10 protein-coding genes are annotated in these 12,783 nt (G+C 39.8%); 6 read left to right on the top strand and 4 right to left on the bottom strand.

Annotation, left to right across the window (positions count from 1 at the left end; translation table 11 throughout):
- Window positions 1–170: 170 nt before the first annotated feature.
- Window positions 171–3,191, bottom strand: coding sequence for a TonB-dependent receptor domain-containing protein (locus ACPEEM_RS06160; protein ID WP_424406354.1), 3,021 nt, complete (start codon window positions 3,189–3,191; stop codon window positions 171–173).
- Window positions 3,192–3,508: 317 nt separating this feature from the next.
- A complete protein-coding gene (locus ACPEEM_RS06165; RefSeq protein WP_424406356.1) occupies window positions 3,509–5,230 on the bottom strand; it encodes a protein-disulfide reductase DsbD in 1,722 nt (573 codons plus the stop codon).
- 204 nt (window positions 5,231–5,434) lie between these two features.
- Between ACPEEM_RS06165 and ACPEEM_RS06170 the strand changes: the two genes are divergently transcribed.
- The 3 genes from ACPEEM_RS06170 to arcA all read left to right on the top strand — a co-directional run bounded on the left by ACPEEM_RS06170 (window position 5,435) and on the right by arcA (window position 6,792).
- Window positions 5,435–5,701 (top strand): type B 50S ribosomal protein L31, encoded by a 267-nt coding sequence (locus ACPEEM_RS06170; protein WP_424402653.1) that lies wholly within the window; start codon window positions 5,435–5,437, stop codon window positions 5,699–5,701.
- Window positions 5,702–5,711: 10 nt separating this feature from the next.
- Window positions 5,712–5,852 (top strand): type B 50S ribosomal protein L36, encoded by a 141-nt coding sequence (gene ykgO, locus ACPEEM_RS06175; RefSeq protein ID WP_005720998.1) that lies wholly within the window; start codon window positions 5,712–5,714, stop codon window positions 5,850–5,852.
- 229 nt (window positions 5,853–6,081) lie between these two features.
- Complete coding sequence (gene arcA, locus ACPEEM_RS06180) at window positions 6,082–6,792, top strand: two-component system response regulator ArcA (RefSeq protein WP_424402652.1); 711 nt, start codon at window positions 6,082–6,084, stop codon at window positions 6,790–6,792.
- 81 nt (window positions 6,793–6,873) lie between these two features.
- On the opposite strand, the gene argE is transcribed toward arcA, so the two are convergent.
- Window positions 6,874–8,019 (bottom strand): acetylornithine deacetylase, encoded by a 1,146-nt coding sequence (argE, locus tag ACPEEM_RS06185; RefSeq protein ID WP_424406358.1) that lies wholly within the window; start codon window positions 8,017–8,019, stop codon window positions 6,874–6,876.
- A 212-nt stretch (window positions 8,020–8,231) separates the two neighbouring features.
- Here argE and argC point away from each other — a divergent pair, with 212 nt between their 5' ends.
- Genes argC through argH form a run of 3 tightly spaced genes read left to right on the top strand, consistent with a single transcriptional unit; the run spans window position 8,232 to window position 11,411 of the window.
- Entirely contained in the window at window positions 8,232–9,242 is a 1,011-nt protein-coding gene (gene argC, locus ACPEEM_RS06190; protein WP_424402650.1) for an N-acetyl-gamma-glutamyl-phosphate reductase, read from the top strand.
- Window positions 9,243–10,016 (top strand): acetylglutamate kinase, encoded by a 774-nt coding sequence (gene argB / locus ACPEEM_RS06195; RefSeq protein ID WP_424402649.1) that lies wholly within the window; start codon window positions 9,243–9,245, stop codon window positions 10,014–10,016.
- Window positions 10,017–10,037: 21 nt separating this feature from the next.
- Complete coding sequence (gene argH, locus ACPEEM_RS06200) at window positions 10,038–11,411, top strand: argininosuccinate lyase (protein ID WP_424402648.1); 1,374 nt, start codon at window positions 10,038–10,040, stop codon at window positions 11,409–11,411.
- A 102-nt stretch (window positions 11,412–11,513) separates the two neighbouring features.
- Here the strand turns inward: argH and ACPEEM_RS06205 are convergent, their stop codons facing one another.
- Window positions 11,514–12,578, bottom strand: a complete 1,065-nt coding sequence (locus tag ACPEEM_RS06205; RefSeq protein WP_424406360.1) for a YadA-like family protein — start codon at window positions 12,576–12,578, stop codon at window positions 11,514–11,516.
- Between the last annotated feature and the right edge of the window lie 205 nt (window positions 12,579–12,783).

The following is a 12,783-nucleotide window of genomic DNA, read 5'->3' on the forward strand; positions in this document are numbered from 1 at the left end:
CATTATAACGCAAACGTTTGCCCTTGTGTAAATATTTTCGAAGAATCCATGATTATCAATCAATATTCATACACTTTCTTAAGCGAAATGGTATGTTTTCATAAGGCAGTAAAACGACTTGGGCTTATCGGGTTTTACTGCCACTTTTTTAGAAGAACATCAAGGTTCAACTAAAATTTTGCCGTCAGCCCCAACTTCACCGTTCTGCCTGGTGCGGGAATCATTGAACGTGTCATCGGGTCAAGATAATAACGGTCAGTTAAATTCGTTCCCGTTAATTCCATACTTAAATTTGGTGAAAATTGGTATTTAATGTAGGCATCTACCGTTAATACAGGTTGCCAAGACATCGGTCGGTTCCAAACACCTTCATTTAGAATCTTCAAGTTCCATAATCGGTCTTCGTCTTTATTTTTTGCTTTACTGTGATAAAGCCAACGAGTCCCGATTTCTAACTGGCGAGCCAAGAAACGTGCCCCTAAATTAGCACTGATCGAATATTTGGGTTGCAATTGCGTACGCAAATATCCCCAAGCAAAACCGCCTGTTATACAGGTTGGGACACGCATTTGAACAGGATCAAGCTCCACTGCTGTATTGGCGTCACAAACTTTATTTTTGAGATGATATTCAACCCCTAAATCACCAAATACATCACCATTATCATAACGAGCCTGTAATTCAATCCCTGCTAATTTACGTTTATCTAATTGCACAAAACGAAATTCAGTATCACGATCTATCACATTTTTCGTTTCATTATGGTAGTAGCTTAATTTAATATCGGCTTTAGTTGGTGTGCTGAAATAATGTCCAAGATCATGGACATAGCCGATCTCAATATGACGAGCTTTTTCTGGTCTCAATGTGGCATGTTTAAACCGTGCTGAGGTATCTGCACTTGCGGAAAAACCGACGGTAGTTTCAAAGATACTTGGCATGCGGGCATATTGAATATAACGCATATACACACGGGAATGTTCAGAGAAAAATGCAGTTGCAGAAAATGCTGGAGAAAAAGCATGCCCACGTTTTCTCTCCACTTGGGTTAATTTATCGCTTTCTTTTATTTCTTCTGTTACCGTACCTGTATTCTCTAATTGATATTTATCAACAAATTCTCCTGTAATCGGATCTTTGACTTTTTCATTTTTGAATTTGCCATTATAGAAAGGATTGTCTTCTCGATGTAACCGTCCATCTTCACGATAATACCACTCTATTAGCCCCTTTCCATTCCCACCATAATAACGTTTGCCATCTGAAATATAGTTTGCTCCGTTCTTCAATTTTTCTAATTTTGTATATGTTTCATCATAACAATCACTGTCACTGTTGCGACCACATTCTTCCAAGTGGTTTTCTAATGTTACATATTGTCCCCATTCATCTTTATTCATCTTCTCAGAATAATAAATTGATTGTCCAATATTAATTTCAGGTTGATAAACCGTTTCATCTTCATCATCCTCATCAATATAAGGTTTATATAATTCCCCTGACTTCACCAAATAATCCAAATAATCATCAAAAGACCAATATTCGTTATAACGGGCACCCGCAGTGAGTAGCAGCCAATCGGTAGGACGATAGTTAAAATTGAAAGTTACATCCCATTCTTTACGTCGTCCAGCACGTGGTGGACTTTCATAAGTACTACTTGGGTTGGGTTTAGCATTGAAATGGCGACTGGTTAACAATTCTTTTTGTAATGTACCTGAAAGCGTAAGATCCAGTTTATCCGTTAGGTTTATCGTATTACTTAAGTGAACGCCTCGACGAGTATTATAGGCATTGACTTGAGCGGCATTAACATAGCTATATTTACCGTCGATATTCGGGTTTTCTTCAACTAATGGATTGCCAATTCTAGCCAAACACTCATGGTCAATAATCAGATAATCATGTGGCGTTGTTGGCGACGGATTAACAGAAACACATTCGCTCGTGGCTATTGTCCAATTGATATCCATTGAATTCGCTTCACGTGGATTACCCCCTGAAGTATTGGTATCACTCTTTGTTCGGGTATACCAAACGCCAGCTTTAAGATTAATCCATCGATTGTCTGGGTTATATTCATAGTCTACATTAAAGGCATTCTGCTTCACCGTTGCCAGAGGCCATTGGGGAACAAATCCATGAAAGGCTTTAAAATCAAGACGAGACGGCATAATTTCACCGTAGGTGATTTGGGTATTGCGGTACCCCATTTTCAATGTTTGTTTATCGGTTAAACGTAGCGTGTTTTTGAATAAATACGATTCCATCTTGCTTGATGTATTCGGCACTTCTGTATGTGGACGATAAATAGAGGCGGCAAAAGGCAAATTCGGCTCTATCTGTCTAATATCCCGTCCTGATTCTTGATCAATAACCCCCTCATATTGGTGAGCCCCCCCTTTCCCTGCCAGATAATTTCCTTTACTGCGATAGCTATATGCTGCGAGTAAATCGAATTTATCCTCTTTTACACCGATAGCTAAACGGATGGCGTTGTCTTTAAAATATTTTCCTTTCGTTTTCGGCTCGATCAATGTAATAGGAGAAAAATCACCTGGCGTGCCATCACCAACAACACGATAATCCTGTCCCCACTTAAAATCTGGAATACGTTCTTTGACAGAATTGTTACTTGTTTCTAATTTCAATTCCACACCGATTTTCTGCCCAGGTTTAACAATATCCTCAGCATCGATGGTTCGCATTTTTACCGCTCCACCTATTCCCGAATGATGACCAGAAGCCAGCTCAGGTCCTTTTTCCACGGTGATCCCCCCAATAAGGTTTGGATCAAGATAATTGCGGTTATTGGCACCGTTATAGCCTCGCCAAGTGGTGATTGCCTGCTCTGTTCCATCAATAGTGACAGGAATACGACCTTGTCCTTGTATCCCTCGAATATTGGGATCGACTGCCCCACTGTTCCGAGCATCACCACTGTAAACCCCATTAAAACCTTGGAATAAATCGGCTGGTGCGGTGCCTTTATAGCGTTCAACCGTCTCTTTCCCTGCATACATATTGGTGATATTACGTTGATATTCTTCATCTTTACCCTGTTCATCTTTTTGTTCAGCGGTAGCATGGACAATGATAGTATTGAGTTGCTCCGTTTTTTCAGCATTAACAGAAATAGCGTGAATAAAAACATATCCCCAAAACAGCGTTCTGAGAGCTTGATTTTTCATGTTTTAATCTCCGACTCTTTTTAACTTTTTAAGTTAACTTAAATTTAAATGATAATCATTATTATTTAATAAAATGAGGACTAAATGGTAGAGAATGGTTAAAATAAGTTCAATTGATATTTAAAGGAAAAGCTAAAAATGTGATCTTGATCACATTTTTAATCAAACTCATGAGATATTGAGATCTTTGGTGGAGCTAAAAAATGGATATTATAAATATCCCTTTGCAAGTCAAATGAACCTAGGATTGGGGGGAAGCCCCCAATCCACCACGATGATTCATGAGTGGATTGAGGCTCTCTTATGTGTTTAATATCCTAGGGTAACAGTGTCTGTAACCAAGCGGCAAAAGGCTCGGCTGACATAAAGCCCGTGATTCGTGAGCCTTTGATTTCATGACCTTGTTGATCGAAGAAAATGAGGGTCGGTAAGCCAATCACATTTAATTTATCCATCAGCTCACGATTGTCTTCGCTATTTTGGGTCATATCCACTTGCAATAACAAAACCTGTTTAAATTGTTTTTGAACCACGGGAGAGGTGAAAGTATATTGTTCAAATTCTTTACAGGCCACACACCAATCGGCATATAAATCTAGCATCGCAAGAGCATGGGGATTTTTGGCTAAGGCTTCCTGCAATTGTGCATAGGTGGTGATGCGTTCAAATGGCATTTGGGCTGTCATTCCTTGGTGAACATTTGTGTTTGATTGAATATGATTCTGATGAATCCCATACCCCACAACACCCATAATAAAAGTCAATACCCATACGGTTTTGTAATTTCTTAACTGATACAATAACCACAACAAGCAGGCTAACGCTAAGCTAAACCATAATGGCATTTCAAGTTCAGGGAAAACACGGGAAACTAAAAATACAGGCAGGGCTAACAAAACAAAACCAAAAGCATTTTTTACTTGAATCATCCAGTTGCCTGATTTCGGTAAAATTTGATTCCCAAAGACCGTCATTAAAATGAGTGGCGTTCCCATGCCTAAGGCTAATAAATATAAGGTGATCGCCCCAGTGAATAAATCCCCCGTTTGTGCCACATAAAGCAAGGCTCCCGATAAAGGTGCGGAGGTACAAGGCGATGCCACTAAACCTGCAATCATCCCCATCACAAATACGCCACCAAACGCCCCAGATGTTTGCCGTTGGCTATATTGGTTGAGATAGGTTTGCAAGCTTGAAGGTAATTGCAAGGTAAACACGCCAAACATGGACAAGGCAAGCAACACAAAAATCGCAGATAATGTCAATAAGACCAAAGGGCTTTGCAATGCCACTTGGAAAGGTAAGCCTATCGCAGCCACAATTAAACCAAGCAAGGTATAAGTGAGTGCCATACCTTGTACATAAACAATGCTTAATCCTAAGGCTTTCGCTGTGCTTGGACGCTGTTCTCGCCCAATCACAATGGCGGACAACAACGGCAACATAGGTAACACACAAGGTGTAAAAGCTAACCCCAAGCCAAACAAGAAAAACCAAAATACCGCATACGGGCTTTCAAATAATCCTGCCGCAAGGCGATCTTGCTCTGCCAGAATAGGTTGTTCAGGTGTGTTTGAAAGTGCGGTATGTTTTGAAATGGTTTTTTCGCCTAACTCGCCTGCTTTCGTCAATAAGTCTACATCAAGCACCTTACTTTCTGGGGGATAACAAAATCCTTCCGTGCAACCTTGGTAAATAATTTCTAATTGCTTGTAATCCACCACTTGTGCCAAAGGTAAAGATAATGCCAACTGCTGGCGATAAATCTCCACATCGCCAAAAAAGGCATCATGATGAATTTCTGCGGGGGGAAACTCAAGCGTTATTGGGGTGCCATCCCCTTTGATTTCAATACTTTTCTTATATAGATAATAACCCTCTACAATGTGCCAATCGAAATGCATGCGTTCTGCTTGCTGCGTTTGTGAAAAAATAAACGCTTGATCGGCTTTCAAAAATTGGGCTTTTTGATCAAAAAACCCTGCGTTAACGATAAAACTTGTTAAGCACAAGAGTAAAATAAGACTGATTTTTTTCATAAAATAACCATGTTGTTTTTATTCTGAACAGTTAAAAATTGTCCTTATTTTCAGTTTGTTACTCCCTGAAATAAGTCATCTTTAACCTTCATTTTGCGTCAAAACTTATTTTTACATAAAAAATAAGTTTTGATAATTATTTTTATTTCGTGTAGGATAGCCTCCATAGTTATTTTTCATTAAAAAATAAGAGGCGTTCCAAACATGAAAAAAGGCATTCATCCAGAAAATTACCGTACTGTACTCTTTTACGATTCAAATGCAAAGCAAGGTTTTTTGATTCGTTCTTGTGCAAGAACTACATCCACCATGAAATGGAAAGACGGTAATGAATATCCTGTCTTTATGTGTGATACATCTTCCGCATCACACCCGTTCTATACGGGTAAAACTCGTCAAATTGGTAACGAAGGGCGTGCAAGTGATTTCGCTAATCGTTACGGTAAATTTGGTTCATTAAAATCAAAATAAGGGTTCCATTATGCAAGTCTTGTCTTCATTAAAAAGTGCAAAAACACGTCATCCGGGCTGTAAAATTGTGCGTCGTCATGGCGTTGTTTATGTCATTTGTAAAGAAAATCCTCGTTTTAAAGCCCGCCAAGGCGGTAAAAAGAAACGCTAATCACTGAATTGTTTGTATGTAAGTAAAATGAGCACTCGCTCGATTTTCCCTCAATAAGCCCACGCTGTTGAGGGATTTTTTTATGATCTATATCATGAAATAAGAATCTAATTTAACAAAATTAACATTTGCTATTGTTACAATTATGTTGCAATTATACAATGACGAACACTTGTTTTGTGAAAAACACTGCAGAATTTTTTAAACTTATACGTAATAGGACACCTCCATGGCAACGCCACAGATTTTAATTGTTGAAGATGAAGCAATCACGAGAAATACGCTAAAAAGTATTTTCGAAGCTGAAGGTTATGACGTATTTGAAGCCGCTGATGGTGCACAAATGCACCGCATTCTATCAAACAAAGTCATCAATTTGGTGATTATGGATATTAATCTTCCTGGCAAAAACGGCTTAATGTTAGCCCGTGAATTGCGTGAAAACACCAATACTGCATTAATGTTTTTAACAGGTCGTGATAATGAAGTGGATAAAATTTTGGGCTTAGAAATCGGTGCGGATGACTACATCACCAAACCTTTTAATCCACGAGAATTGACCATTCGTGCGAGAAATTTATTACAACGTACCATGCAAGAAACGCACAAAGAAAACAAACAACATGTGGAACAATATCGTTTTAACGGTTGGACACTGGATTTAAATAGTCGCACCTTGATTAATCCTGAAGGGGAAGAATATAAACTGCCTCGTAGTGAATTCCGTGCTATGTTACATTTTTGTGAAAATCCCGGCAAAATTCAAACACGTGAAGAATTATTAAAGAAAATGACGGGACGTGAACTAAAACCGCAAGATCGCACGGTTGATGTGACCATTCGCCGTATTCGCAAACATTTTGAAGATCACCCTGAAACACCAGAAATCATCACCACGATTCATGGCGAAGGTTACCGTTTTTGTGGTGAGTTAGAATAACTTCCTGTCTAAAAAGTGCGGTGTATTTGTCAATATTTTTTGAAAATACACCGCACTTTTTATTTTTATAAGCTCCCCTCTTTAGGCACAGAAATGCCAAATCATTTTTGTTAGAAGCTCACGAGTTGGGTGAATAAACTCCGCTGATAAAAACTCATCGGGCTTATGGGCTTGTTCAATGGATCCAGGACCTAACACAAGGGTTGGGCAAAGCTGCTGAATAAAGGGGGCTTCGGTACAATAATTCACCACCTCACAAGGTTCACCCAGTAATTTTTCCACCACCTTCACCACTTGAGCAGAATGTTCACATTCGTAGCCTGGAATAGGATCATGTAATGCGGTTAATGTTATGCGATCCCCCCATTTTTCAAACATCGGTGCCAATGTTTCTCGAAGCATATCGTTGAGATCCTCCAAACGCAGATTCGGTAGCGGTCGAATATCAAAATGCAATTCACAACACGCACAAATCCGATTTACCGCATCACCGCCAGAAATTGCCCCAAAATTCATGGTTGGATAAGGAATTTCAAATGCGGCATGATGATATTTTTGGCGTAACGCATCTCGCATTTGCATGAGATAGCCTGTTGCTTCGTGCATTAATTCAATGGCATTTATGCCTTTACTTGGATCACTTGAATGCCCACTTTTTCCTGTGATTCTCAAGGCTTCACCAATATGACCTTTATGTGCTCGAATCGGTTTTAGGGAGGTAGGTTCACCAATAATCGCACAATCAGGGCGAATATGATGATGCTGAATAAAGGTTCTTGCACCCAGCATGGTGGTTTCTTCATCGGCAGTGGCTAAAATACGCAATGGTTTGGTTAATTTGGTTAACGCTAATTGACTCACCGCATCCACGACAAAGGCAAAAAAACCTTTCATATCCGCTGTACCTAAGCCATAAAATTTGCCATTTTTTTCAGTGAGTTTGAAAGGATCAAATGTCCAACGCCCTTCATCAAAAGGTACCGTATCCGTATGCCCTGCGAGCAGAAGCCCGCCCTCGCCTTCACCATAAGTGGCTAATAAATTAAATTTATTTCGGCTACCTTCAACCGCAATAATGTCTGTTTTAAAGCCTAAGGTGTTTAACCAACTTGCTAAAAGTTCAATTAAACAACGGTTAGATTGATCTTCTTCAGGGTGAATACTACTGATGGTTGGCATTGCAATAAGTTGAGAATATATCTCGAGAAATGTTGGCTGTTTTTTCATAGGGAATCACTTCTTTTATGTTTATTTTCTGTGTCATTGTTATATATTGAAAAAGGCTTTGCAATGACTTTCAATGTGTTAAGCCATTACGCAGGAAAAATGTTAAAAATCCTGCTATCAATAATTAATTTATTTTAACCTTTAAAACAAGTTGATTTTCGACTTTTTATGCACAATAATAGAATAAAAATTCACAAACTTAAGGATCATTTATGGCGAAGAAAGCTGTCATCGTTGGTGCAAGTGGCTACACTGGTGCAGAATTAGCGAAAATTTTAACCACTCACCCTGAATTTGATTTAATAGGGCTTTATGTGTCTAGCCAAAGCCTTGATGCTAATCAACGTATTTCAACGCTATACCCCCAACTGCGTACCCTGTGTGATCTGCCTTTACAACCCTTACCTGAAGATATCAACACCGTTGCACAACAAGCGGATTTAGTCTTTTTAGCGACAGCTCATGAAGTCAGCCACCAGCTTGCCCCGATTTTCTTACAAAATCACTGTAAAGTGTTCGATTTGTCTGGGGCATTTCGTGTGAACCATGCTGAATTTTATACTCAATATTATGGCTTTGAGCATCAATATCCAGAGTTATTAACCCAAGCCGTTTATGGTTTGGCAGAATGGAATGACGAAGACATCAAAAAAACAGACTTAGTGGCGGTGGCAGGTTGTTACCCAACCGTTTCTCAGCTGAGTTTAAAACCACTCATTGAACAAAATTTATTAGACTTAACGCAATTACCCGTGATTAACGCTGTCAGTGGCGTCAGTGGTGCTGGACGTAAAGCAAACTTAACCAGCAGCTTCTGCGAGGTGAGTTTAAATGCCTATGGTGTCTTTACTCACCGACACCAGCCAGAAATTGCCACACATTTGGGAACAGAGGTGATTTTCACGCCGCATTTAGGCAACTTCAAACGGGGGATCCTTGCCACTATCACGGCAAAATTAAAAGCAGGCGTGACTGATGAGCAAATTCGTTTAGCCTATCAACAAGCCTACGCAAAGAGACCTTTAGTCAGAGTGTATGAACAAGGTTTACCTAGTATCAAAGCGGTAGAATTTACGCCGTATTGTGATATTGGTTTTGCCACAAAAAATGGCTATATCGTCATTATTGGTGCAGAAGATAACTTATTGAAAGGTGCCGCCTCACAAGCAGTGCAATGTGCGAATATTCGTTATGGCTTTACAGAAACATTAGGATTACTTTAAATGAAACCATTAGTTGTAAAATTAGGTGGGGTGCTCCTTGACACCCCCAAAGCAATGGAAAATTTATTTACGGCATTGGCAAATTATCAACAAAATTTTGATCGCCCTTTAGTGATTGTGCACGGAGGCGGCTGCATTGTTGATGAGCTGATGCAACGCTTACACTTACCCGTACAAAAAAAACACGGCTTACGAGTTACACCAAGCGATCAAATTGACATTATCACAGGTGCATTAGCAGGGATTGCCAATAAAACCTTGGTGGCACAAGCGGCAAAATTCCAATTAAATCCTGTGGGATTATGTTTAGCAGATGGTAACTTAACCACGGCGACACAATTAGATCCCGAACTTGGTCATGTCGCAACAGTGATGCCTAAAAATCCAGCACTGTTAAACCAGTTATTAGCAGAAGCCTTTTTACCGATTATCAGCTCTATTGCAGTTGATCAACATGGTGCATTAATGAATGTCAATGCGGATCAAGCTGCCACAGCAATTGCCGCCTTAATTCATGCGGATTTAGTGATGCTGTCGGATGTCGATGGCGTGTTAGATGCAAACAAACAACGTTTGCCCGAATTAAATGCCTCACAAATTGAGCAACTGATTGCAGAAAATGTCATCACCGATGGCATGATTGTGAAAGTGAATGCGGCATTAGAAGCAGCAAAAATTTTAAACCGTGGCGTAGATATTGCGAATTGGAAATATCCTGAAAAATTGACCGCACTTTTTGGCGGTGAAATTATTGGCACGAGAATTAAACCATAAACATAAAAATAAGAGGAAACTATGGCACTTTGGGGTGGACGTTTTACACAAGCAGCAGATAAACGCTTTAAAGATTTTAATGATTCATTACGTTTTGATTACCGTTTAGCAGAACAAGATATCGAAGGTTCAATTGGTTGGTCAAAAGCCTTGGTGAGTGTGGGTGTACTCACACCACAAGAACAACAGCAATTGGAAGTGGCACTCAACGAACTTTTAATTGAAGTTCGTTCTAATCCACAAGCCATTTTACAAGATGATGCAGAAGATATTCATAGCTGGGTGGAAAGTAAACTGATTGATAAAGTTGGCAATTTAGGTAAAAAACTTCACACAGGACGTAGCCGCAATGATCAAGTCGCACTGGATATCAAAATGTGGTGTAAACAACGTGTGCAAGAGTTACAACACTCGCTCACCGACTTACAACGTAAACTGGTTGCCACGGCGGAACAAAATCAACATGCGGTAATGCCAGGCTACACCCATTTACAACGGGCACAACCCATTACTTTTGCCCATTGGTGCATGGCGTATGTCGAAATGTTTGCTCGAGATAATGCCCGTTTAAGTGATGCATATCAACGCATGAACAGCTGCCCATTAGGTAGCGGTGCCTTGGCAGGCACAGCCTATGCCATTGATCGTGAACAACTGGCACAAGATCTTGGCTTTGCTTTTGCCACTCGCAATAGTCTTGATAGTGTGTCGGATCGTGATCATATTGTAGAACTCCTTTCTACAGCCTCATTAAGCATGGCTCACCTTTCACGCTTTGCTGAAGATATGATTATTTTTAATAGCGGTGAAGCAAACTTTGTGGAACTCTCTGATCGAGTCACTTCAGGTTCATCGTTAATGCCACAAAAGAAAAATCCTGATGCTTGCGAACTTATTCGAGGTAAAGCAGGACGTGTAATGGGTGCCTTAACAGGTATGCTGATGACCTTGAAAGGGTTGCCACTTGCCTATAACAAAGATATGCAAGAAGACAAAGAAGGCATTTTTGATGCCCTAGATACATGGCAAGATTGCCTAGATATGGCGACACTTGTCTTAGAGGGAATTCAAGTCAATGTTGAACGCACGAAAGAGGCCGCATTGAAAGGATATTCAAATGCGACAGAACTTGCGGATTACCTTGTCGCCAAAGGTGTGCCATTCCGTGACTCACACCATATTGTGGGTGAAACAGTAGTGTACGCCATCGGGCAACACAAAGCACTTGAAGCATTAAGTCTTAGCGAATTTAAGCAATTTAGCGATGTGATTGAACAAGATGTCTATGAAATTTTATCCTTGCAATCTTGCCTAGATAAACGCTGTGCCAAAGGTGGGGTTTCACCATTACGTGTGGCAGAAGCCATTGCAGAAGCCAAAGCCCGACTGGCTTAAGCCTAAATCAAAAAGTGCGGTCATTTTTAGAAAAAAGTGCTTGAAAAATCAAGCACTTTATTTTTGCCTACCCCTGAGGAAAGGTATAACGACAAATGGGTATTAAAAAGAATAAGACACGCCACCGCCTACGGTCATTTTAGCCCCTGCTGTCCCAACAGAAACTTTCACCGCCGTGCCATTCATGTAGTAACGAGCCATTCCCACCGCAACAGCAGTTTTCGTATCAAAGTGTCCCACACCAGCACCGACATTCGTTTTACCCACAATCGCTGGAACAGGAATATTCGCCATGGCAGCGATACTCGCAATCCCACGACTACTTAAACTACGGTTTTCTTGCACCGTATTTTGTAATTGAGCCTGCTTGTGTTGTAATTTTTTGACTTCCTGTGCTGTTGCTTCAAGCACTTGAGCATGATGCTGAATGTTGTTTTGCAACGCTAACGCCACTGTATTTTGTTGCTCAAACTGCTCTGCAATGTCTTTTTGTACTTTCACAAATTCTTGTTGCATAGTTTCTGCCACTTTCTTATTGTTTTCCGTTTCTTTTTTCACGACTTGCAAGTCTTTATTGGCATCTCTTTTCACCGTTTGTAACGCTCTGTCTGCCTCACGCTGGTTCTTTTCAATCAGTTTTTTCTGCTCAGCAAGATCTTTACTGTTTTTCTCAACCCCTTTCTTGGTTTCTTGATAAGTCGTACTGCGTTCCACCGCATTATTCGCCGCATAATCCAAGGTATTATTTGCGACTTTCAACATTTGTTGTGGAGCATTTGAAATCAAATTCACCACAGAATTTGGCAAACTTTTTTGTGCGGATTGTTTAATTGCCAAACTATTATCTTCAATGGCTTTAATGTGTGGTCCTAAAGATGTTGATAACTTAATAAGTTTATTCATATCACCATTTAACAGGCTCGTTGCACCGTTAAGAAACGTATCAAATAAACTGCTAGATGGTTTAACCACTTGACCACGTAACATTTTTCTCACAATTTCCTCATTTTCATAAAGCACACGAGGTAATTGTGCACTGTGATAAACAATATTACTGATATTTTCAGCAAGATTTTGCTCTGTCGCCTTAGGTTCTGTTTGGGCTGCATATGAAAAGGTGCTGATAACAAGCGAGCAAGAAAAAGCCATCACTTTAATTTTGTTCATTGAGAGAGGTCCTTAAATTCAAATTAATTTAAATAATAAAAATATGAGTTATCATGAAAATAATACATATATATTATATAAGGATTGTTTTGGACCGCATAACCAATTATAGCAAAATCGTTTCAAACGCCATTTTTTTAGTCGAAGTGATCGAAACGAAAGCAGAAACGGTTCAACAATTCCACACCGAAATCAGGGGATTGAT

Source organism: Pasteurella pantherarum (assembly GCF_049670885.1).
Classification (GTDB): Bacteria; Pseudomonadota; Gammaproteobacteria; order Enterobacterales; family Pasteurellaceae; genus Pasteurella.

What these genes read in the sequence shown, in the direction of transcription:
- argB (WP_424402649.1), top strand. Translation starts at nt 9,243, where the DNA reads ATGAAACCATTAGTTGTAAAATTAGGTGGGGTGCTCCTTGACACCCCC.
- argE (WP_424406358.1), bottom strand. Translation starts at nt 8,019, where the DNA reads ATGAAAAAACAGCCAACATTTCTCGAGATATATTCTCAACTTATTGCA.
- argH (WP_424402648.1), top strand. Translation starts at nt 10,038, where the DNA reads ATGGCACTTTGGGGTGGACGTTTTACACAAGCAGCAGATAAACGCTTT.
- ACPEEM_RS06160 (WP_424406354.1), bottom strand. Translation starts at nt 3,191, where the DNA reads ATGAAAAATCAAGCTCTCAGAACGCTGTTTTGGGGATATGTTTTTATT.
- argC (WP_424402650.1), top strand. Translation starts at nt 8,232, where the DNA reads ATGGCGAAGAAAGCTGTCATCGTTGGTGCAAGTGGCTACACTGGTGCA.
- ykgO (WP_005720998.1), top strand. Translation starts at nt 5,712, where the DNA reads ATGCAAGTCTTGTCTTCATTAAAAAGTGCAAAAACACGTCATCCGGGC.
- arcA (WP_424402652.1), top strand. Translation starts at nt 6,082, where the DNA reads ATGGCAACGCCACAGATTTTAATTGTTGAAGATGAAGCAATCACGAGA.
- ACPEEM_RS06170 (WP_424402653.1), top strand. Translation starts at nt 5,435, where the DNA reads ATGAAAAAAGGCATTCATCCAGAAAATTACCGTACTGTACTCTTTTAC.
- ACPEEM_RS06205 (WP_424406360.1), bottom strand. Translation starts at nt 12,578, where the DNA reads ATGAACAAAATTAAAGTGATGGCTTTTTCTTGCTCGCTTGTTATCAGC.
- ACPEEM_RS06165 (WP_424406356.1), bottom strand. Translation starts at nt 5,230, where the DNA reads ATGAAAAAAATCAGTCTTATTTTACTCTTGTGCTTAACAAGTTTTATC.